Here is a 20,270-nt window from a genome sequence, read left to right as displayed (position 1 = left end):
TAGCTGAGAACGGAGCCCGGTCTTGTGTCGGGCTCTGTCGTTTCAGCGGTCGAGAATGGCCGCGTAGCCTTCGCGATAGCTGGGGTAGCGGGGCGTCCAGCCCAGCGCCCGGGCGCGGGCGTTGCTGCATCTCTTGCTGCCGGCGCGACGCAACTGGGCTTCGTCGGACCAGAAGGTGATGCCCAGCCGTGCCCGCAGCCAGTCGACCACCTCGTCCAGCGGCGCCGGATCGTCGTCCACGCCCAGATAGAGCGCTTCCAGGGCGACCCCTTCGCGATCCCGTTGCAGCAGCAGTGCCAGCAGGCCGGCGGCGTCCTCGACATGGATGCGATTGCCATACAGCGGCGGCTCGCGGGTCACCCGGGAGCCTTCGCGCACCTGCCGCAGCAGCGCCTCGCGCCCCGGGCCGTAGATGCCGGTCAGGCGGACCACGGTGGCGGGCAGGCCGCTGCCCAGCGCCAGGTCCTCCGCCTCGCGCAGGAGGCGTCCGGAAAAGCGCTCGGGTTCGGCAGGGGCGGTCTCGTCGACCCAGGCGCCGTCGCCCTGGGCATAGACGCCACTGCTGGAAACGAACAGCAATCGCTGCGGACGCTGGTCGCAGGCGGCCAGCCAGTCCAGCAGGTGGCGTAGGCCGTCGACATAGGCGGCACGATAGCCGGCTTCGTCATGGTGGGTCGCGGCGGTGGCATAGACCACCTGGTCGATGGGCTCTCGCGGCCAGGCCGCCGGTGGCATGGCGTCGGCCAGATCGCCCGCCACCGGCAGCAACGCGGCGGGGAGGGCGGCGACGTTGCGCCGGAGGCCGAAGACCCGGTGGCCCTGGGCGACCAGTTGCAGGCCGAGACGGCTGCCGACATCGCCGCAACCGGCGATCAGAATGGTGCTCATCGGTGTTTCCCTCTGCAAAGGCCTGGACAGACGGCCAGGGTAGCCTGAGCGTACCCGCGGTCCAACCAGAAGGCGCAGGCAGCTGCCCGTCGCGCTTGGCCGTTGATAGAGACAGCCGCTAAGATTGCCTGGCCACCCATGGAATTTGACTATGACCCTGACTGAACTGCGCTATATCGTCACGCTCGCCCAGGAACAGCACTTTGGCCGAGCTGCCGAGCGTTGCCACGTCAGCCAGCCGACCCTGTCGGTCGGCGTCAAGAAGCTCGAGGACGAGCTGGGCATTCTGATCTTCGAGCGCAGCAAGAGTGCCGTGCGCCTCACCCCCACCGGCGAGGGCATCGTCGCCCAGGCACAAAAGGTGCTGGAGCAGGCCCAGGGCATCCGCGAACTGGCCCAGGCCGGCAAGAACCAGCTCACCGCGCCGCTGAAGATCGGTGCCATCTATACCATCGGGCCCTATCTCTTTCCGCACCTCATCCCGCAGCTCAACCGGGTGGCGCCGGAGATGCCGCTGTACATCGAGGAAAACTTCACTCACCTGCTGCGCGACAAGCTGCGCACCGGTGAGCTGGACGCCGTCATCCTCGCCCTGCCGTTCAACGAGCCGGACGTCCTGACCCTGCCGCTGTACGACGAGCCCTTCTACGTGATGATGCCGGCGCGGCACCCCTGGACCAAGCTCAAGGCCATTCCGCAGAACCAGCTCAGCGACAAGAGCCTGCTGCTGCTGGGCGAGGGTCACTGCTTCCGCGACCAGGTCCTGGAAGCCTGTCCGACCGTGCGCAAGCACGAGGAAAACAAGAATTCCACGGTGGAATCCTCCTCGCTGGAAACCATTCGCCACATGGTGGCCTCGGGTCTGGGCGTCTCGGTCCTGCCGTTCTCGGCGGTGGAGAGTCACCACTATGCCCCCGGGATCATCGAGGTACGGCCTTTCGAGCGGCCGGTGCCCTATCGCACCGTGGCCATCGCCTGGCGCGCCAGCTTTCCACGGCCCAAGGCCATCGAGGTGCTGGCCGACTCGGTCCGCCTCTGCTCGGTGGCGCGGCCTGAAGCCAAGGGCGTCGTGCAGCCGGCATGAGTGAACTGGCCGCGACGCCGGTCACCGCCCTCAAGGGGGTCGGCGCCGCCCTGCAGGAAAAGCTCGCGCGGGTCGGTCTGGAAACCTTGCAGGACGTGCTCTTCCACCTGCCGCTGCGCTACCAGGACCGCACCCGCATCGTGCCCATCGGCGCCCTGCGGCCCGGCCAGGACGCGGTGGTGGAGGGCATGGTCGCCTCCGCCGAGGTGCTCATGGGTCGCCGGCGCAGCCTGCTGGTGCGGCTGCAGGACGGCAGCGGCACCCTGTCGCTGAGGTTCTTCCACTTCAGCCAGGCGCAAAAGGACGGGATGGCTCGCGGCACCCTGCTGCGCTGCTACGGCGAGGTGCGCCCCGGTGCTTCCGGCCTGGAGATCTATCACCCCGAATACCGCGCCCAGGACGAGAACGCCCCGGCGCCGGTCGAGCAGACGCTGACGCCCATCTACCCGACCACCGAAGGCCTCACCCAGCTGCGCCTGCGCCAGCTCAGCGCCCAGACGCTGGAACGGCTCGGGCCCGAATCCCTGCCCGACTGGCTGCCGCCGGAGATGGCCGAGCACTATCGCCTGGGGCCGCTGGCCGATGCCTTGCGCTATCTGCACCGACCGCCGCCGGATGCGGACCTGGAAGAGCTGGCCGAGGGTCGCCACTGGGCCCAGGAACGGCTGGTCTTCGAAGAATTGCTGACCCACCAGCTGTCCCTGCAGCGCTTGCGCGAGACCCTGCGCGCCCAGCGCGCGGTGCCCCTGCCGGCGGCCCGGCGCCTGCCACAGCTTTATCTGGACAACCTCGGCTTCAAACCCACCGGTGCCCAGCAGCGCGTCGGGCGCGAGATCGCCCATGACCTGGCCCAGCCCGAGCCCATGCTGCGCCTGGTGCAGGGCGACGTGGGCGCGGGCAAGACGGTGGTTGCCGCCCTGGCCGCCCTGCAGGCCATCGAGGCCGGCTACCAGGTGGCGCTGATGGCGCCTACCGAGATCCTCGCCGAGCAGCACTTCCTCAACTTCCAGCGCTGGTTCGCCGCTCTCGACATCGAGGTGGCCTGGCTGGCCGGCAAGCTCAAGGGTAAGGCCCGCGCCAGCTCCCTGGAGCGCATCGCCGCCGGGGCACCCATGGTGGTGGGCACCCATGCGCTGTTCCAGGACGAGGTACGCTTCGCCCGCCTGGCCTTGGTGGTGATCGACGAACAGCACCGCTTCGGCGTGCAGCAGCGCCTGGCCCTGCGCCAGAAGGGCGTCGACGGCCGTCTCGCGCCGCACCAGCTGATCATGACCGCCACCCCCATCCCGCGCACCCTGGCCATGAGCGCCTATGCCGACCTGGACACCTCGGTGCTCGACGAGCTGCCGCCGGGGCGGACGCCGGTCAATACCGTGAGCGTCACCGACAGTCGCCGCGAGGAAGTGGTGGAGCGAGTGCGCGCCGCCTGCCACGAAGGCCGTCAGGCCTACTGGGTCTGCACCTTGATCGAGGAATCCGAGGAGCTCACCTGCCAGGCGGCCGAGACCACCTACGAGGAGTTGCAGCTGGCCCTGGCTGAATTGCACGTTGGCTTGATCCACGGGCGCATGAAGCCAGCGGAAAAGGCCGCGGTGATGGCCGAGTTCAAGGCCGGCAACCTGCAGCTGCTGGTGGCCACCACGGTGATCGAGGTCGGGGTGGACGTGCCCAACGCCAGTCTGATGATCATCGAGAATCCCGAACGTCTGGGTCTGGCCCAGTTGCACCAGCTGCGTGGCCGTGTCGGGCGGGGCAGTGCGGTCAGCCATTGCGTGCTGCTGTTTCATCCGCCGCTGTCGCAGATCGGTCGTGAGCGCCTGGCCATCATGCGCGAGACCAACGACGGCTTCATCATCGCCGAGAAGGACCTGGAGTTGCGGGGGCCCGGCGAGATGCTCGGCACGCGCCAGACCGGCCTGCTGCAATTCAAGGTGGCCGATCTGATGCGCGATGCCCACTGGCTGCCGGCGGTGCGCGACGCCGCCCAGGAGCTGCTGGCACGCTGGCCAAGCCATGCCGCTCCGCTGCTGGAGCGCTGGTTGCGCCATGGGCAGCAATACGGCCAGGTTTGACAAAGCTTATACAGACGACGCTACCTACGGAGCCGAATGGTTATACTCCAAGGCGTACGTGAGGAAGAAAATGCCATGACCGATGTAGCGCTCGCTTCGCCCCTCCCTGAGGTCCCCCCTTCGATCCAGCAGTTGCTCGCCCAGTTGAACCTGGCCTATCGGCCGGTCCCGGCGACGACGCGTCAGCCGCAGGCGAACCGGGTGCACACGGTGCTCTTGAGCGACAGCGTCGGCATGCTGCTGGTGCTGTTGCCCGAGAATCAGCTGCTGGATCTGCGCCGGCTGGTGGAATTCACCGGGCGGCAGCTGGCGGTGGTGGCGCCGGAGCGGCTGATGCGCACCCTGGAGCGCTACGAATTGGACGTCCTGCCAGGGTTGCCGTCGCTGACCAATTCCCCCTGCCTGTATGACGAGCGCCTGCTGGAGGCACCGCGCCTGTTGTTGGAATCCGGTGAGCGCTCGCTACTGTTGGAAGTGGAAACATCTGACTATCGCTGTCTGCTGAGTCAGGCGACCGCGGGCAGCTTCGGCATCCCGGCGGCCGGTATCCAGCCGAATCTGCGGCAACCGGAGCGAGACGAGGCGGAAATCCTCCATGCCGCCACCGCCTTTACCGCGCGGCGCATCCGCCAGCGTCTGGAAGAGACCCTGGAGATTCCGCCCCTGTCCAAGACCGCGGAAAAGGTCATCAAGCTGCGCGTCGATCCCGAGGCCACGGTGGACGATCTGGCCAATGTGGTGGAGACCGATCCGGCCCTGGCGGCCCAGGTGATCAGCTGGGCGGCTTCGCCCTACTATGCCGCGCCCGGCAAGATCCGCTCGGTGGAAGACGCCATCGTGCGGGTGCTGGGTTTTGACCTGGTGATCAACCTGGCCCTCGGCCTTGCCCTGGGCAAGACCCTGAGCCTGCCCAGCGACCAGGCCCAGCAGGAAACGCCCTACTGGAAACAGGCTATCTACACTGCTGCCCTGATCGAGGGCCTGGCGCGCGCCATGCCGCGCGCGGAGCGGCCGGAAATGGGCCTGGCCTACCTGGGCGGCCTGCTGCACAACTTCGGCTACCTGGTGCTGGCCCATGTCTTTCCGCCGCACTTCTCGCTGATCTGCCGCCACCTGGAGGCCAACCGCCAGCTGGATCACCAGGTCATCGAGCATCACCTGCTGGGCATCACCCGCGAGCAGATCGGCGCGGCCCTGATGCGCTGCTGGGAGATGCCCGAAGAGGTGGTGACGGCGCTGCGCTTCCAGGGCGACCCGGCCTACCAGGGCGAGCAGGCGGTCTATCCCAACCTGATCTTTCTCGCGGTGCAGCTGCTGCGCGGCGAAGGCATCGGCAACGGCCCCGCGCAGGCCATTCCCGAGGATCTCTATGCGCGGCTGAACATAGATCCGGCCAAGGCGCGGGAGTGCATGCAGAAGATCCTCGGTGCCGAAGCCGCCCTGCGCGAGCTGACCGGCCAGTTCAAGTGACCGTCTGACTGGCCTCCGGCGCTCCAGGCGCCGGAGCCGCAAACGCCAGGCAACAAAAAACCCGCCGAGGCGGGTTTCTTGTTCAAGGGGCGATCAATTACTTGATCTTGCCTTCCTTGTACATGACATGCTTGCGCACGACCGGATCGAATTTCTTGATTTCGATCTTTTCGGGCTTGGTGCGCTTGTTCTTGTCAGTGGTGTAGAAGTGACCGGTGCCGGCACTGGAAATCAAACGGATCAATTCACGCATGACGAATCCCCTTAGAATTTTTCGCCGCGGCTACGCAGCTCGGACAGTACGGTTTCGATACCGCGCTTGTCGATGATACGCATGCCCTTGGCAGAAACACGCAGACGCACGAAGCGCTTCTCGGATTCTACCCAGAAACGGTGATGCTGCAGATTCGGCAGGAAACGACGACGGGTTTTGTTGTTAGCGTGGGAAACGTTGTTCCCAGTAATCGGACCCTTACCGGTTACTTGGCAAACTCTCGACATGGCTCAGCCCTCATAAACCTCATGCCAAACCCGGCATGGGTTGGCCGCTTGTAACTGTATTGATTCCTGTTTTGACGGGGAGAGCCGGCAAACGCCGGGGACCTGAAGCGGCCATACCCCGAAAAAAGAGCGCTGTTTTATACCAGAAGCACCCAGGGATAACAAGGTAGGGCGACGGATGAAATGCCTACGGACCGGCCGCCGTGTGGGCCTGGCCGGAATGTCAACCGTTCGTCGGTGAGAAGCATTGTGACGGACGGACGGGTGGTCTAGTTTAGAGCGCGTGCCACACTCAATCCACGTCCGCCAGACGGCCGCCCACAGCGCTCTGTCAGCCGCTGCCCGCTAAGCGCGTGTCGTCTGCCCACCTCGGATCTACAAGGAATCGTTCATGCGTTTCGCCGCCTTGCCTCTGCTCTTCGCGCCCCTGCTGGCTCAGGCCGCCACGCTCAGTGTCTGCACCGAAGCCAGTCCGGATGGATTCGACGTGGTGCAATACAACTCCCTGACCACCACCAATGCCTCGGCCGATGTGCTGATGAACCGGCTGGTGGAATACGACGCCAGCGAAGCCAAGCTGGTGCCGAGCCTGGCGCAGAGCTGGACGATCTCCACGGACGGCCTGACCTACGACTTCGCCCTGCGCCCGGACGTGAAGTTTCACCAGACCGACTACTTCACCCCCAGCCGTACCCTGACGGCCGACGACGTGGTGTTCAGCTTCCAGCGCATGCTGGACAAGGACCATCCCTGGCACGCGGTAGCCAAGAGCGGCTATCCCCATGCCCAGTCGATGCAGTGGCCCAAGCTGATCAAGCGCGTGGAAAAGACCAGCGACCTCGGCGTGCGCATCGTGCTCAACAGCCCGGACGCCACCTTCCTGCCGACCCTGAGCATGGGCTTCGCCTCCATCTATTCCGCCGAATACGCCGCTCAGCTGCTCAAGGCCGGCAAGACCGCCCAGCTCAACGACGAGCCCATCGGTACCGGTCCCTTCGTCTTCAAGCGCTATCAGAAGGATGCCGTGATGCGTTACGCCGCCAATCCGGACTACTTCGCCGGCAAGCCCAAGCTGGATGGCCTGATCTATGCCATCACCCCCGACTCGGCGGTGCGCCTGCAGCGACTCAAGCGCGGCGAATGCCAGATCGCCCTGTCACCCAAGCCCCAGGATCTGCAGAGCGCCCATGAGGACAAGAGCCTGCAGGTGCTGCAGACGCCGGCCTTCATGACCGCCTTCGTGGGTATCAACACCACCCATCCGCCGCTGGACAACATCAAGGTGCGCCAGGCCATCAACCTGGCGTTCGACAAGCAGAGCTATCTGAAAGCGGTATTCCAGGACACCGCGGTGGCCGCCGACAACGTCTATCCGCCCACCACCTGGGGCTATGCCAAGGACGTGCCGGCCTACCCCTATGACCCAGCCAAGGCCAAGACGCTGCTGGCCCAGGCGGGCCTCAAGGACGGTTTCAAGACCACCATCTGGACGCGCCCCAGCGGCAGCCTGCTCAATCCCAATCCGCAACTGGGTGCCCAGATGCTGCAGGCCGACCTGAAGAAGATCGGCGTCGATGCCCAGATCCAGGTGATCGAATGGGGCGAATTGATCCGCCGCGCCAAGACCGGCGAACACGATCTGCTGTTCATGGGCTGGGCTGGCGACAATGGCGACCCGGACAACTACCTGACACCGCAATTCTCCTGCGCCTCGGTGCAGTCGGGGCTGAACTTCGCCCGTTATTGCGACAAGACCCTGGATGGCGCCATCAGCAAGGGCAAGACCCTGTCCGACCAGATGGCCCGGGCCACGGTGTACCACCAGGCGCAGCGCATCATCCACGACCAGGCGCTGTGGCTACCGCTGGCCCATCCGACGGTAACGGTGCTGGCCAAGAGCGGCGTCGAGGGCTATCAGCCCAATCCCTTCGGTCGCCAGGACTTCAGCAAGGTCAGCGGCGGTCGCTAGGACCGCCTGCGGCTCGCCCACTGCTGTGCGGCGAGCGGTGCGCGGTCAGCCTAGCGCCAGGGCTGGCCGTCGGTGCGCTCCACCTGCTTGACCTTCTGCTGGATGGCGGCGCGCGCCAGCATATGGGCGCTGACCGGCGCGGTGATGAAGATGAACAGGGCGATCAGCAACTCGTGCAGGCTGAGACCTTCGCCCTGGCTGCTGAAGAACAGCATCGAGGCGATGATGGTGCTGCCCACGCCCAGGGTGGTGGCCTTGGTCGGACCATGCAGGCGCATGAAGAAGTCCGGCAGCCGGTACAGGCCGATGGCGCCGATGAGGGCGAAGCTGCTGCCGATGAGCAGCAGGGCGCAGATCAGGAGTTCGAGCCAGAAGGGCATGGGGTAGCTCCCTGTTAATCGATGATTTCGCCATGCAGCATATGCTTGCCCAGCGCCACGGTGCCGACGAAACCGGTTACGGCGATGAGCAGCGAGGCTTCGAAGAAGACGTCGGTGGCCAGCCAGATACCGAACAGGATGATGATCGCCAGGACGTTGATGTAGAGGGTGTCCAGGGCCAGCACCCGATCCGGGATGTCCGGTCCCTTCACCAGGCGATAGACGTTGAGCACGGCGGCCACGCCCATCATCCCCATGCACAGCAGGGTCACGTAGGTGAGCATTCGAAGATCTCCTTGAGCGGGGCTTCATAGCGCGTCTTGACCTGATGGATCACCGCGTCCTTGTCCGCGACATCGAGACCGTGCAGCAGCAGGGTCTTGCGATCACCGCTGAGGCCGGAGGAAACGGTGCCGGGGGTGAGGGATACCACGCAGGCCAGCAGGGTGAGCAGGAATTCGTCCTCGATGTCGATGGGCACCTCGATGAACGCCGGCTTGAGCGCCTCGGTCCGGCCCAGCACCAGGCGGGCGACGTGCAGGTTGGCGACGATGATGTCGTATACCACCATCAGCATGTAGCGCAGCAGGAGGACCGGGCGGCGCAGCCGGGGCGCGTGCAGCAGGAAGTCCTGGCACAGCAGCGGGATGCCCCAGCCGAGCAGCAGACCCAGCAGCAGCTGGCCCAGACTCAGGCTGTTGTTGAGCAGCAGCCAGGTCAGGGTCAGCAACCCGGTGAGCAGTGGGTGCGGTAGCCAGTGTTTCATGGGCCAACCCCCCGGACGATGTCGAAGTAGGGTGTGACGTCCAGCAATTGCCGGGCGGTTTCCAAGGCGTAGCCGTGCAGCGGCGCGGCCAGCGCCATCAGCAGCGGGCTGCCCAGCAGCAGGCCGAGGGTGGCGGCGAGCTGGACCGGATCGAGGCGGACGTCCAGGGCGGCGCTGTTGCCGCGCCAGAACAGCGTGGTGCCGGCGCGGGACAGGGCGATGATCATGCCCAGGCCGCCCAGCAGCACCACCGGCCAGATGATCAATGCCGGCCAGGCGGTGCCGGTAGCCTGCAAGAGCATCACCTTGCCGAGAAAGCCGGGGAAGGGCGGCAGGCCGGCGACGGATACCGCACCGAGAAAGAACAGGCCACCGAGCAGTCGTGGGTGAGCCAGCTGCGGACCGCTGTTGAGGGTATCGCCCTGCGCCCCGCGCTGCTGGGCGATGAGATCCGCCAGCAGGAACAGGGCGCCGGCGATCCAGGTGCTGTGCACCAGGTAGAAGAAGCTGGCGGCCAGGCCCGCGACGCTGCCCAGGGCCACGCCGGTCAGCAGCATCCCTACCGAGATGACCACCAGGTAGCCAAGCAGGGCCTTGAGGTGATGGGCCGCCAGGGCGCCGAACACCCCGGCCGCCAGAGTGACCGCCGCCAGCGGCCAGAGCCAGGGCAGGACATAGTGGGCCAGGGGTCCGGCGGCCGTGCCGAATACCAGCAGGAAGACGCGGACGATGGCGTAGAGCCCGACCTTGGTCATGATGGCGAACAGGGCGGCGACCGGGGCACTGGCGGCGGAATAGGCGCTGGGCAGCCAGAAGTACAGCGGCAGGATGGCGCCCTTGAGACCAAAAACCACCAGCAGCAGAAAGCCCGCGGCGGCCAGCAGCGGCGCCTGCTCGGGATCGGCATTGGCGACCCGGAGGCCAAGGTCGGCCATGTTCAGGGTGCCGAGCAGGCCATAGAGCAGGCCGATGCCGATCAGGAACAGCGCCGAGCCCACCAGGTTGAGCACCACGTAGTGCAGGCCGGCGCGGACCCGGGCGGGGCCGGCGCCATGCACCAGCAGGGCATAGGAGGCGATCAGCAGGATCTCGAAGAAGACGAAGAGGTTGAACAGGTCGCCGGTGAGAAAGGCGCCATTGATGCCCAGCAGCTGGAACTGGAACAGCGCATGGAAATCCGGGCCACGCTTGTCGTCGCCGCGGCAGGCATAGAGCGCCGCCCCGGCGGCCAGCACCGCCACGCTGACCAGCATCAGCGCGGCCAGGCGATCCAGCAGCAGGACGATGCCGAAGGGCGCCGGCCAGTCGCCCAAAGCATAGACCTCCAGCTGACCGCTGTTGGCTCGCTGCAGGAGCAGCAGTGCCAGCGGCAGCAGGGTCCAGGTGGCCAGCAGCGACAGCCCGCGCGCGGTGCTGGCGGACAGCCGCGGACGCATGAGCAGGAAGGCGCCCATGAACAGCGGTACGAGAATCGGCAGGATGATCAGGTGCTTCATCGGCGCGGCTCCTCGCCATCCACGTGGTCGGTACGCAACTCGCCGAGGGCGCGCAGCGACAGGGCCACCACGAAGGCGGTCATGGCGAAGCCGATGACGATGGCGGTGAGCACCAGCGCCTGGGGCACCGGATCGGCCTGCTCGGCAGCCTTGCCGATCACCGCCGGCACGCCGGTGCGCAGGCGGCCCATGGCGAACAGGAAGAGATTGACCGCGTAGGAGAGCAGGGTGAGGCCGAGCACCACCGGATAGAGGCGCGCCCGGAGCAGCAGGTAGACGCCGCTGGCGGTGAGGACCCCAAGGGCCGTGCAGAACAGGATTTCCATGTTAGAGCACCTCCTGGCTGGAGCCGTCCTTGTCCGTCTCGTCCCGGCTGACATGGCCGAGGTTGGAGAGGATCAGGAGGGTGGCGCCGACGACGGCGAGGTAGACGCCGAGATCGAAGATCAGGGCGGTGGCCAGTTCGGTCTTGCCGATCAGGGGGATGGCGAAGTAGTCGAAGGCGGTGGTGAGGAAGGGGTGACCGAAGGCCAGCGAACCCAGTCCGGTCAGGGCGGCGATCAGCACGCCGAGGCCGCAGATGGCGTGGTAGCTGATCGGCAGGCGCCGCTGGGTCCAGGTCACGCCATGGGCCACGTACTGCAGGATCAGGGCGATGGCGGTGATCAGGCCGGCGATGAAGCCGCCGCCGGGCAGGTTGTGGCCACGCACGAAGATGAAGGCCGATACCAGCAACGCCAGCGGCAGCAGCACCCGCGCCACGTTGTTGAGGATCATCGGGTGGCTGTCGCGGGACCAAGGCGTGCCCTTGGGGTCGACCAGCGGATGCGGCAGATGCAGGTGCTTGAGCAGGCCGTAGACGCCGGCGGCGGCGATGGCCAGCACGGTGATCTCGCCGAGGGTGTCGAAACCACGGAAGTCCACCAGGATGACGTTGACCACGTTGTAGCCACCACCCCCGGACACCGAGTTGGCCAGGAAGAAGTCGCCGATGCCCTCGTAGGGGCGGGTCAGCACGGCATAGGCCAGCAGCGCCACCAGCAGGCCCAGGCCGCCGGCCAGCAGGACGTCGCGCAGGCCGCGCAGGCTGCTGGATTCGATGGGCGTGCGATCCGGCATGAAGAACAGCGCCAGCACCAGCAGGATGACCGTCACCACCTCCACCGACAGCTGGGTCAGGGCCAGGTCCGGCGCCGAGTAGCGGGCGAACAGCAGCGAGACGATCAGGCCCACGGTGCTCAGGGTCATCAAGGCCTTGAGCCGGTTGCGGTGGAAGAACACCGTCAGCACCGCGGTCAGCATCAGGATGCCCAGGCCCAGGGCGGTGAGCGGATCGAAGGGCGACAGCGCGACCGGACCGTGGAGGCTGTCCAGCCCTGACAGTGCCGCCACCAGCAGCACCAGGGTGGCCGCCAGCATCAGCGCGATGTAGCCCTGCAGCGAGCCGCTTTCCAGGCGCCCGGTGAGCCGCTGGGCGAAGCCGATCAGCCGGGTCAGGCTCTGCTCGAAGACCAGACGGGCGTCGACGTCGGGCAGTCCCTCCTGCCAGCGGAACAGGGGCTGGCGGAAGGCATAGACCAGTACGCCGCCGACCATGGCCAGGATGCTCATCACCAGGGCGGTATTGAAGCCGTGCCAGATGGCCAGGCTGTAGTCGGGCAGGCTGCCGCCAAGGGCGGCGCTGGCACCCGCGGCCAGCAGCGGCGCCACGGTGTAGCCCGGCACCACGCCCACCAGCAGGCAGAGCAGCACCAGGATCTCCACCGGGATCTTCATGTAGCGCGGCGGTTCATGAGGTGGGTAGTGGGGCAGGTCGCGCGGCTCGCCGTTGAAGAAGACGTCGTGGATGAAGCGCAGCGAATAGGCCACCGAGAAAACCCCGTAGAGCACCGCCACCGCCGGCACGACCCAGCTGAAGCTGCCGAACAGGCCGTGATTGAGGGTCTCGTTGAAGAACATCTCCTTGCTCAGGAAGCCGTTGAGCAGGGGCACCCCGCCCATGGCCGCGGCGGCGACCATGGCCAGCACCGCGGTATGCGGCATGTAGCGCCAGAGCCCGGCCAGGCGGCGCATGTCGCGGCTGCCGGTCTCGTGGTCGATGATGCCGGCGGCCATGAACAGCGAGGCCTTGAAGGTGGCGTGGTTGAGGATGTGGAACACCGCCGCCACGGTGGACAGCTGGGTGTCGAGGCCGAACAGCAGGGTAATCAGGCCCAGGTGACTGATGGTGGAGTAGGCCAGCAGGCCTTTGAGGTCGTGCTGGAACAGCGCCAGGATGGCGCCCACCACCAGGGTGGTGAGGCCGGTGAGGGTGACGATGTAGAACCACCACTCCGAATCGGCCAACGCCGGATAGAGCCGCGCCAGCAGGAAGACCCCGGCCTTGACCATGGTCGCCGAGTGCAGATAGGCCGACACCGGCGTCGGCGCGGCCATGGCCTGGGGCAGCCAGAAGTGGAAGGGAAATTGCGCGGACTTGGTGAAGACGCCCAGTAGCACCAGGATCAGCGCCAGCGGATAGAGGGCATGGCCGGTGATCAGCGGGCCGGCGGCGAGCACGTCGGTCAACTCGAAGCTGCCGACGATATGGCCGATCAAGAGGATGCCGGCGAGCAGGGCCAGGCCGCCGCCGCCGGTGACGGTCAGGGCCATGCGCGCGCCCTGGCGGGCTTCCTTGCTGTGGCTCCAGAAGCCGATCAGCAGAAAGGATGACAGGCTGGTCAGCTCCCAGAACACCATCAGCAGCAGCAGGTTTTCCGCCAGCACCACGCCCAGCATGGCGCCCATGAACAGCAGCAGGTAGGCGAAGAAGCGGCCGACCGACTCGTCCTTGCCCAGGTAATAGGTGGCATAGAGGATCACCAGCAGGCCCATGACCAGGATCATCAGGGCGAACATCAGGCCCAGGCCGTCCAGGCGCAGGCTGAGGTTCAGGCCCAGGGCCGGCAGCCAGTCCAGTCGCTGCAGCAGCACGGCGCCGTCGAGCACGGCCGGCAATTGCGTGGCCAGCAGGGCCAGGGCTACGGCAGGCGCTATGGCGGTACCCAGGGCACAGGCACGCCGCCCGAAGCGATCAGTCGCCAGCGATAGCAGTGTTCCTAGAAAGGGCAACGCGATGATCAGCGCCAATACCATGCCTGCATCCTTTAGCTGAGCGCCTCACGGCGGTGGATAGATGGGGCTCCCTCGAGACCTCGAGCGGCATTCGATCCGTCCACGCAGAGATCGCCAAGACGGCGAGAGGTGGAGGAATCGATCTTCGAGTTTCGTACAAGAACCGAAGGTTTAATAACCTAAGGTGATAATAAAAGAGAGACCACAAAATCCTAGCCCTGTCTCCCTTACAAAATATTAGGAAACAGGCACGCCGTGTCCAGCACGGGTCTCAAACACCTGGCAGGCGCTGTGCGGGTGTCACTAAGACCTCTAATACGGGCTTTTGCTCAGATCTGTGCGGAGGAGGGCACCCGGTGCGGCACCCTGGGCGCCGCACCGGGTAGTGCGAAGAAAAAACCCGACACGCCAAAGGAGCAAGAGAACACGCGTGTCGGGGTAAGCGCCAGCGTCAGAGCGCCGGCGCGGGGGAAGCGTTACCCTGGGCGAGACGGGCGGGCTGCACGTCCCAGCCGCCACCCAGGGCCTTGTAGAGGGCGACGATGCCGCGATAGAGCTCGATCTCGCCCTGGGCCTGCTGGTCCTCGGCGGCCAGGCGTTCGCGCTGGGCATCGAGCAGCACCAGGAAGTCGGTGCCGCCTTCGCGGTAGCGGATCTCGGCCTGGTCGGCGGCGGCGCGACTGGCCACCGACTGGCGGATCAGCGCCTGCAGGCGTTCCTGGCGTCGCCCGTAGTCGCTGAAGGCATTGGCGCTCTCTTCCAGGGCGGTCAGCACCTGCTGCTCGTAGTTGGCCAGGGCCTCGTCGGAACCGGCACGGGCGCCGCGCAGGCGGGCGCGCACGCTGCCCAGGTCGAAGGCGGCCCAGCTGATGCTCGGGCCGAGGCCCCAGGCGCGGGCGGCACTACTGCCGATCTGCGAGCCGCGTCCGGCGGTGAAGCCGAGAAAGCCCGAGAGACTGACCCGCGGGAAGAGATCGGCGGTGGCCACGCCAACGTCGGCGGTGGCGGCAGCCAGGCGGCGTTCGGCGGCGGCCACGTCCGGACGGCGGCGCAGCAATTCGCCGGGATCGCCGATGGGCAGGCGCTTGGCGATGGCCGGCAGGGCCTTGGGCGAGAGATCCACGCTCAAGGCATCCGGGCGTTGGCCGAGCAGGGTGGCGATGCGATTGCGCGCACGGGTGGCCTGGGCCTGGAATTCCGGCAGGCTGGCTTCGGTGGCCGCCAGGCGTGCCTCGCTGCGCTGCACGTCCAGGTCGCTGCCCATGCCTTCGTCCCTGAGGGTCACGGTCAGGCGGCGCGCCTCGCGCTGGTTACCCAGATTGTCACGGGCGATGCGTTCGCGCAGCTGGGCGCCGCGCAGGTCGCCATAGGCGTCCACCAGTTCGGCGATCAGGCTGACCTGCAGGCCAGCGAGGTCGGAGGCCGCAGCTTCGGCGCGGGCATCGCTGGCTTCCAGGGTATGTCGCACACGACCGAACAGGTCCAGCTCCCAGGCCATGTCCAAGCCCAGGTCATAGCGTTCGCTGTTGACGCGCTGTTCGGTCAGACCGGGCTGCTGGGCCTTGCCGAGCTGGCTGCTGGCGCGGCTGGTGACCGTGGGGTAGCGATCGTTGGCGTCGTCATCGCGCAGGGCGCGGGCGGCACGCAGTCGGGCGAAGGCGGCGCGCAATTCGCGGTTGCCGTCCAGGCTGCTGGCGACCAGGGCGTTGAGGGTCGGGTCCTCGAACTGGCGCCACCAGAGCGTCTCGAAGCGATCCTGGTCATAGACCGCGGATTGCTGACTGGCCTTGAGTTGGGCCGGCGCCGGGGTAGGCGCCTGGTAGTGCGGGCCGACGGCGCAGGCGGAAACCGCCAGCGCCAGCAGCAGGGGAGCGAAAGCCTTCATGCCTGGGCCTCCTGAGCAACGGCGGAACGGGCCTGGCGACGCTCGACGAAGGCGCGCACCAGCACATAGAACAGCGGCGTGAGCAGCAGCCCGAAGAAGGTCACCCCAAGCATCCCGGAGAACACCGCGACGCCCATGGCATGACGCATCTCGGCGCCGGCACCAGTGGAGGTCACCAGGGGCACCACACCCATGATGAAGGCGAAGCTGGTCATCAGGATGGGTCTCAGGCGCAGGCGGCAGGCCTCCAGCACCGCGGCGACGCGGTCCTTGCCGGTGGCCTGCTGGTCCTTGGCGAACTCGACGATGAGGATGGCGTTCTTGCACGCCAGGCCCACCAGCACGATCAGCCCGATCTGGGTGAAGATGTTGTTGTCGCTGCCGGCCAGGATCACCCCGGTGATGGCCGAGAGCAGGGTCATGGGCACGATCAGGATCACCGCCAGCGGCAGACTCCAGCTCTCGTACTGGGCGGCCAGTACCAGGAAGGCCAGCAGCACGCAGAGCGGGAACACCAGCAGGGCGGTATTGCCGGAGAGGATCTGCTGGTAGGTCAGCTCGGTCCATTCGAAGGTCATGCCGTTGGGCAACTCCTGCTTGAGCAGCGCCTCGATGGCCGCCTGGGCCTGGCCGGAGCTGTAGCCCGGGGCTGGCGCGCCGTTGATCTCGGCAGTCAGGAAGCCGTTGTAGTGCATCACCCGATCGGGGCCGGCGGTGTCGCTGATCTTGACGAAGGTGGACAGGGGCACCATCTCGCCGCGGTCGTTGCGCACCTTGAGCTGGCCGATCTGCTCGGGCTCCAGGCGGAAGCGCTGGTCGGCCTGGACGTTGACCTGGAAGGTACGGCCGAAGCGGTTGAAGTCGTTGGCGTAGACCGAGCCCAGGTAGGCCTGCAGGGTGTCGAAGATGGCGTCTATGGGCACCCCGTGGGTCTTGGCCTTCTCGCGATCGATGTGGGCATCGATCTGCGGCACGTTGACCTGGTAGCTGGTGAACAGCGACTCCGGCGCCAGCTCCGGCAGCTGCCGCGCCTTGGCCAGCACGCTCTGGGTCTGGGCGTAGAGCTCTTCGTAGCCCAGGTTGCCGCGGTCCTCCACCTGCAGGCGGAAGCCGCCGATGCTGCCCAGTCCCTGCACCGGTGGCGGCGGGAAGATGGCGATGATGGATTCCTGGATGGCGGCGAATTCACCGTTCAGCTGGGCGGCGATGGCGCCGGCCGACAGCGAGGGATCACGGCGCTCCTCGAAGGGCTTGAGGGTCACGAAGACGATGCCGCTGTTAGGGCTGTTGGTGAAGCCGTTGATGGACAGGCCGGGGAAGGCCACGGTGCTTTCCACGCCGGGGTGCTTGAGGGCGATGGCCGACATGCGGCGGATGACCTCCTCGCTGCGATCCAGGGTGGCGGCGTCGGGCAACTGGGCGAAGGCCACCAGGTACTGCTTGTCCTGGGGCGGCACGAAGCCAGTGGGGGTCTTGATCAGGCCCAGGCCCGTCAGGCCGAGCAGCACCACATAGAGCACCAGCACGATGGAGCCACCGCGCAGTACCCGGCGCACGGCGCCGACGTAGCCGTGGCTGGCCTTGTCGAAGAAGCGGTTGAAGGGCGCGAACAGCCAGCCGCCGAACAGCCGGTCGAGCAGCCGCGAGAAACGGTCCTTGGGCGCGTCGTGGCCCTTGAGCAGTACCGCGGCCAGGGCCGGCGACAGGGTCAGGGAGTTGAAGGCCGAGATCACCGTGGAGATGGCGATGGTCAGGGCGAACTGGCGATAGAACTGCCCGGTGAGACCGGAGATGAAGGCGGTCGGCACGAACACCGCGCAGAGCACCAGGGCGGTGGCGATGATGGGCCCGGTCACCTCGCCCATGGCGCGCCGGGTGGCGGCTACCGGATCGAGGCCGAGACCGATGTTGCGCTCGACGTTTTCCACCACCACGATGGCGTCGTCCACCACGATGCCGATGGCCAGCACCAGGCCGAACAGGGACAGCGCATTTAGCGAGAAGCCGAAGGCGTGCATCACTGCGAAGGTGCCGATCAGCGACACCGGCACCGCCGCCAGGGGGATGATGGAGGCGCGCCAGGTCTGCAGGAACAGGATCACCACCAGCACCACCAGGATGATGGCCTCGAACAGGGTGTGCACCACGGCCTCGATGGAGCCGCGCACGAAGATGGTCGGGTCGTAGACGATCTCGTAGTCCATGCCCTGGGGGAAGCCCTGCTTGAGCTCGGCCATCTTGGCGCGCACCTGGTTGGACAGGTCGATGGCGTTGCTGCCGGGGCGCTGGAAGATCGGGATGGCCACCGCCGGCTGGTTGTTCAGCAGGGATCTCAGGGCGTACTGGTTGGAGCCCAGTTCGATGCGGGCGATGTCGCGCAGCCGGGTGATCTGGCCGTCGCTGCCGGCGCGCACGATGATGTTGGCGAATTCTTCTTCATCCACCAGGCGGCCCTGGGTGTTGATGGCCAGCTGGAAGCTGGTGCTGCCCGGCGCTGGCGGCGCGCCCAGGGCACCGGCGGCGACCTGGCGATTCTGCTCGCGGATGGCGGTGACCACGTCGCTGGCGGTCAGGCCGCGCGAGGCCACCTTGTCCGGATCGAGCCAGACGCGCAGGGAATAGTCGCCCATGCCGAACAGCTGGACATCGCCCACGCCGTCCAGTCGCGCCAGTTCGTCCTTGACGTTGATCAGGGCGTAGTTGGACAGATAGAGCATGTCGTAGCGCTGATCCGGCGAGGTCAGGTGCACCACCATCGCCAGATCCGGCGAGGCCTTGTCGGCGGTCACGCCGAGGCGCTGCACCTCTTCCGGCAGCTTGGGCAGGGTGCGGGTGACGCGGTTCTGCACCTGCACCTGGGCGGTGTCCAGGTTGGTCCCCAGGGCGAAGGTGATGGTCAGGGTCAGCTTGCCGTCGGCGGTGGACTGGGACGACAGGTAGAGCATGTGCTCCACGCCGTTCATGGCCTGCTCCAGGGGCGCGGCCACGGTCTCGCCGATCACCTTGGGGTTGGCGCCGGGGAAGGTGGCGCGCACCACCACGGTGGGAGGGACCACCTCGGGGTATTCGCTGATCGGCAACTGGAACAGCGAGATGGCCCCGCCGATCAGGATGATCAGCGAGAGCACGGCGGCGAAGATCGGCCGGCGGATGAAGAACTGGGAGAAGTTCATCGGAGCAGTCCTTGAGCGAAAGGCGTGCAGAGGCGCAGCCATCGCGGCCATGGGCCGCTCCTACAGGTACGGATGCCACTGTAGGAGCGGTCCATGACCGCGATACCGCGATGCCTGGACGGGTGAAAGTCTGAAACGGGTCGGGGTGGAGCCTGGGGTCTAGCGACTACCCACCTTGAGCGGCTGGGTGGGCGCCGGCAGGCTGGCCAGGACCGCGTCACGCTGGCGCTTAAGGGCGGCCAGGGTGGTGGCATCGGCCATGGGCACCGACTGGGCGTCGACGGTCATGCCCGGGCGCACCCGCTGCAGGCCGTTGACCACGATGCGATCACCGGCTTCCAGCCCCTTGCGCACGATGCGCAGGCCTTCCAGGCGCGGACCCAGGTCGACGGTGCGATAGGCCGTCTTGCTCTGGCCATCCACCACCAGCACGAATTTCTTGCCCAGGTCGGTGCCCACGGCGGCGTCCTGGATCAGGGTACCGTCGTAGGTGCCGCTGCCCACCAGGCGCAGCCGGGCATAGAGCCCCGGGGTGAAGCGACCGTCGGCGTTGTCGAACACGGCGCGACCATGAATGGTGCCGGTGCGCGGATCGAGCTGGTTGTCCATGAAGTCCATGTGGCCTTCATGGGAGAAGTCGTCCTCGTTGGACAGCGCCATGTAGACCGGGCTGGCCGTACCGCTCTGACCCTGGCGGGCCAGGGCCTGCTGCTTGAGGAAGACACGCTCGTCGGCGTCGAAATAGGCATAGACCTTGTCGGTGGAGACCAGGGTGGTGAGGCGGGTGTCGCCGGCGTTGACCAGGTTGCCGGCGGTGACCTCGGCACGGCCAACGCGGCCGTCGATGGCGGCGCGCACCTCGGTGAAGCCCAGATTCAGGCGCGCGGCGTCCAGTTGCGCCTGGGCGGCGGCGACGCTGGCCTTGGCTTCCTGGGCGGCGCTGCGGCGGGCCTCGACGATTTCCGCGGAGATGGCGTTGCTGCTGCGCAGACGTTCGCCCCGGGCAGCTTCGTCGGCGGTGCGGCTGGCGTTGGCGCGGGCCTGTTGCAGCTCGGCTTCGAGGCGCTTGACCTCGGCCTGGAAGGGCCGCGGATCGATCTGCAACAGCAAGTCGCCGCGCTTGACCCGGGCACCCTCGTGGAACAGGACGCGGTCGACGTACCCAGAGACGCGGGGACGGACCACCACGGATTCCGGCGCTTCCAGCCGGCCGGTCACCTCGTCCCATTCCACCACCGGCTGGCGCAGCACCTCGGCGGCGCTCACCTTGGGCGCGGGCGGCGCGGCGCTGGCCTGGGGATGGGAATCACCGCAGGCGGCAAGGAATAGCGTAGAGGTCAGGGCCAGGGGGCCGAGGGTTTTCGCGAAAAGATCCATGTTCGAGTCCGCCCGAGGTGGAAAGAGGTCAGGGAGGCGATTCTGCCGCCGGGTAAGGTCGGCGACGAATCGAAGGGCTCGAACTTATTTATCGA

The 20,270-nt window shown here is 66.8% G+C and carries 16 protein-coding genes; 4 read left to right on the top strand and 12 right to left on the bottom strand.

Annotated elements, in window-relative coordinates; all coding sequences use genetic code 11:
- Positions 1 to 42: 42 nt before the first annotated feature.
- Positions 43 to 888: an NAD-dependent epimerase/dehydratase family protein gene (locus BMZ43_RS17175; RefSeq protein ID WP_093255123.1), complete on the bottom strand. Its 846-nt coding sequence runs from the start codon at positions 886 to 888 to the stop codon at positions 43 to 45.
- Positions 889 to 1,039: 151 nt separating this feature from the next.
- Here BMZ43_RS17175 and BMZ43_RS17170 point away from each other — a divergent pair, with 151 nt between their 5' ends.
- The 3 genes from BMZ43_RS17170 to BMZ43_RS17160 all read left to right on the top strand — a co-directional run bounded on the left by BMZ43_RS17170 (position 1,040) and on the right by BMZ43_RS17160 (position 5,514).
- Complete coding sequence (locus BMZ43_RS17170) at positions 1,040 to 1,972, top strand: hydrogen peroxide-inducible genes activator (RefSeq protein WP_007159908.1); 933 nt, start codon at positions 1,040 to 1,042, stop codon at positions 1,970 to 1,972.
- Positions 1,969 to 4,044, top strand: coding sequence for an ATP-dependent DNA helicase RecG (recG, locus tag BMZ43_RS17165; protein ID WP_017642345.1), 2,076 nt, complete (start codon positions 1,969 to 1,971; stop codon positions 4,042 to 4,044). Before BMZ43_RS17170 ends, recG begins: the two co-directional genes overlap by 4 nt.
- A gap of 75 nt (positions 4,045 to 4,119) precedes the next feature.
- The gene (locus BMZ43_RS17160) at positions 4,120 to 5,514 is read left to right on the top strand and encodes an aminoacyl-tRNA deacylase and HDOD domain-containing protein (protein WP_026083994.1); all 1,395 of its coding nucleotides are present in this window, start codon (positions 4,120 to 4,122) and stop codon (positions 5,512 to 5,514) included.
- Positions 5,515 to 5,611: 97 nt separating this feature from the next.
- Here the strand turns inward: BMZ43_RS17160 and rpmG are convergent, their stop codons facing one another.
- The gene (rpmG, locus tag BMZ43_RS17155; protein WP_007159904.1) at positions 5,612 to 5,767 is read right to left on the bottom strand and encodes a 50S ribosomal protein L33; all 156 of its coding nucleotides are present in this window, start codon (positions 5,765 to 5,767) and stop codon (positions 5,612 to 5,614) included.
- Positions 5,768 to 5,778: 11 nt separating this feature from the next.
- A complete protein-coding gene (gene rpmB / locus BMZ43_RS17150; protein ID WP_007159903.1) occupies positions 5,779 to 6,015 on the bottom strand; it encodes a 50S ribosomal protein L28 in 237 nt (78 codons plus the stop codon).
- A gap of 391 nt (positions 6,016 to 6,406) precedes the next feature.
- On the opposite strand from rpmB, the gene BMZ43_RS17145 reads away from it, so the two are divergent.
- Positions 6,407 to 7,984 (top strand): ABC transporter substrate-binding protein, encoded by a 1,578-nt coding sequence (locus BMZ43_RS17145; protein WP_093255120.1) that lies wholly within the window; start codon positions 6,407 to 6,409, stop codon positions 7,982 to 7,984.
- A gap of 50 nt (positions 7,985 to 8,034) precedes the next feature.
- On the opposite strand, the gene BMZ43_RS17140 is transcribed toward BMZ43_RS17145, so the two are convergent.
- The 9 genes from BMZ43_RS17140 to BMZ43_RS17100 all read right to left on the bottom strand — a co-directional run bounded on the left by BMZ43_RS17140 (position 8,035) and on the right by BMZ43_RS17100 (position 20,175).
- Positions 8,035 to 8,364, bottom strand: a complete 330-nt coding sequence (locus tag BMZ43_RS17140) for a Na+/H+ antiporter subunit G (RefSeq protein WP_093255117.1) — start codon at positions 8,362 to 8,364, stop codon at positions 8,035 to 8,037.
- Positions 8,365 to 8,378: 14 nt separating this feature from the next.
- The gene (locus BMZ43_RS17135) at positions 8,379 to 8,648 is read right to left on the bottom strand and encodes a K+/H+ antiporter subunit F (RefSeq protein WP_007159900.1); all 270 of its coding nucleotides are present in this window, start codon (positions 8,646 to 8,648) and stop codon (positions 8,379 to 8,381) included.
- Entirely contained in the window at positions 8,633 to 9,130 is a 498-nt protein-coding gene (locus BMZ43_RS17130; RefSeq protein ID WP_093255114.1) for a Na+/H+ antiporter subunit E, read from the bottom strand. Before BMZ43_RS17130 ends, BMZ43_RS17135 begins: the two co-directional genes overlap by 16 nt.
- A complete protein-coding gene (locus BMZ43_RS17125) occupies positions 9,127 to 10,626 on the bottom strand; it encodes a monovalent cation/H+ antiporter subunit D (RefSeq protein WP_017642338.1) in 1,500 nt (499 codons plus the stop codon). Before BMZ43_RS17125 ends, BMZ43_RS17130 begins: the two co-directional genes overlap by 4 nt.
- Positions 10,623 to 10,952 carry a Na+/H+ antiporter subunit C gene (locus tag BMZ43_RS17120; RefSeq protein WP_017642337.1) on the bottom strand — a complete coding sequence of 110 codons (330 nt, stop codon included), beginning with the start codon at positions 10,950 to 10,952 and terminating at the stop codon, positions 10,623 to 10,625. The genes BMZ43_RS17125 and BMZ43_RS17120 overlap by 4 nt, the downstream gene beginning before the upstream one ends.
- Position 10,953: 1 nt before the next feature.
- On the bottom strand, positions 10,954 to 13,761 hold the full coding sequence (locus BMZ43_RS17115) for a monovalent cation/H+ antiporter subunit A (RefSeq protein WP_093255112.1): 2,808 nt from the start codon (positions 13,759 to 13,761) through the stop codon (positions 10,954 to 10,956).
- A 430-nt stretch (positions 13,762 to 14,191) separates the two neighbouring features.
- Complete coding sequence (locus BMZ43_RS17110; RefSeq protein ID WP_093255110.1) at positions 14,192 to 15,625, bottom strand: efflux transporter outer membrane subunit; 1,434 nt, start codon at positions 15,623 to 15,625, stop codon at positions 14,192 to 14,194.
- Positions 15,622 to 18,798, bottom strand: coding sequence for an efflux RND transporter permease subunit (locus BMZ43_RS17105; protein ID WP_093255108.1), 3,177 nt, complete (start codon positions 18,796 to 18,798; stop codon positions 15,622 to 15,624). Before BMZ43_RS17105 ends, BMZ43_RS17110 begins: the two co-directional genes overlap by 4 nt.
- Positions 18,799 to 18,957: 159 nt before the next feature.
- Positions 18,958 to 20,175, bottom strand: a complete 1,218-nt coding sequence (locus tag BMZ43_RS17100; protein ID WP_093255105.1) for an efflux RND transporter periplasmic adaptor subunit — start codon at positions 20,173 to 20,175, stop codon at positions 18,958 to 18,960.
- Positions 20,176 to 20,270: the final 95 nt, after the last annotated feature.

Source organism: Pseudomonas sp. Snoq117.2 (assembly GCF_900110545.1).
Lineage (GTDB): Bacteria > Pseudomonadota > Gammaproteobacteria > Pseudomonadales > Pseudomonadaceae > Chryseomonas > Chryseomonas benzopyrenica.
The sequence above is the reverse complement of the archived record's forward strand: the minus strand, read 5'-3'. Positions and strand labels throughout refer to the sequence as shown.

Excerpts from the sequence above, each read along its gene's own strand:
- BMZ43_RS17175 (WP_093255123.1), bottom strand. The coding sequence starts at position 888 with ATGAGCACCATTCTGATCGCCGGTTGCGGCGATGTCGGCAGCCGTCTC.
- BMZ43_RS17170 (WP_007159908.1), top strand. The coding sequence starts at position 1,040 with ATGACCCTGACTGAACTGCGCTATATCGTCACGCTCGCCCAGGAACAG.
- recG (WP_017642345.1), top strand. The coding sequence starts at position 1,969 with ATGAGTGAACTGGCCGCGACGCCGGTCACCGCCCTCAAGGGGGTCGGC.
- BMZ43_RS17160 (WP_026083994.1), top strand. The coding sequence starts at position 4,120 with ATGACCGATGTAGCGCTCGCTTCGCCCCTCCCTGAGGTCCCCCCTTCG.
- rpmG (WP_007159904.1), bottom strand. The coding sequence starts at position 5,767 with ATGCGTGAATTGATCCGTTTGATTTCCAGTGCCGGCACCGGTCACTTC.
- rpmB (WP_007159903.1), bottom strand. The coding sequence starts at position 6,015 with ATGTCGAGAGTTTGCCAAGTAACCGGTAAGGGTCCGATTACTGGGAAC.
- BMZ43_RS17145 (WP_093255120.1), top strand. The coding sequence starts at position 6,407 with ATGCGTTTCGCCGCCTTGCCTCTGCTCTTCGCGCCCCTGCTGGCTCAG.
- BMZ43_RS17140 (WP_093255117.1), bottom strand. The coding sequence starts at position 8,364 with ATGCCCTTCTGGCTCGAACTCCTGATCTGCGCCCTGCTGCTCATCGGC.
- BMZ43_RS17135 (WP_007159900.1), bottom strand. The coding sequence starts at position 8,648 with ATGCTCACCTACGTGACCCTGCTGTGCATGGGGATGATGGGCGTGGCC.
- BMZ43_RS17130 (WP_093255114.1), bottom strand. The coding sequence starts at position 9,130 with ATGAAACACTGGCTACCGCACCCACTGCTCACCGGGTTGCTGACCCTG.
- BMZ43_RS17125 (WP_017642338.1), bottom strand. The coding sequence starts at position 10,626 with ATGAAGCACCTGATCATCCTGCCGATTCTCGTACCGCTGTTCATGGGC.
- BMZ43_RS17120 (WP_017642337.1), bottom strand. The coding sequence starts at position 10,952 with ATGGAAATCCTGTTCTGCACGGCCCTTGGGGTCCTCACCGCCAGCGGC.
- BMZ43_RS17115 (WP_093255112.1), bottom strand. The coding sequence starts at position 13,761 with ATGGTATTGGCGCTGATCATCGCGTTGCCCTTTCTAGGAACACTGCTA.
- BMZ43_RS17110 (WP_093255110.1), bottom strand. The coding sequence starts at position 15,625 with ATGAAGGCTTTCGCTCCCCTGCTGCTGGCGCTGGCGGTTTCCGCCTGC.
- BMZ43_RS17105 (WP_093255108.1), bottom strand. The coding sequence starts at position 18,798 with ATGAACTTCTCCCAGTTCTTCATCCGCCGGCCGATCTTCGCCGCCGTG.
- BMZ43_RS17100 (WP_093255105.1), bottom strand. The coding sequence starts at position 20,175 with ATGGATCTTTTCGCGAAAACCCTCGGCCCCCTGGCCCTGACCTCTACG.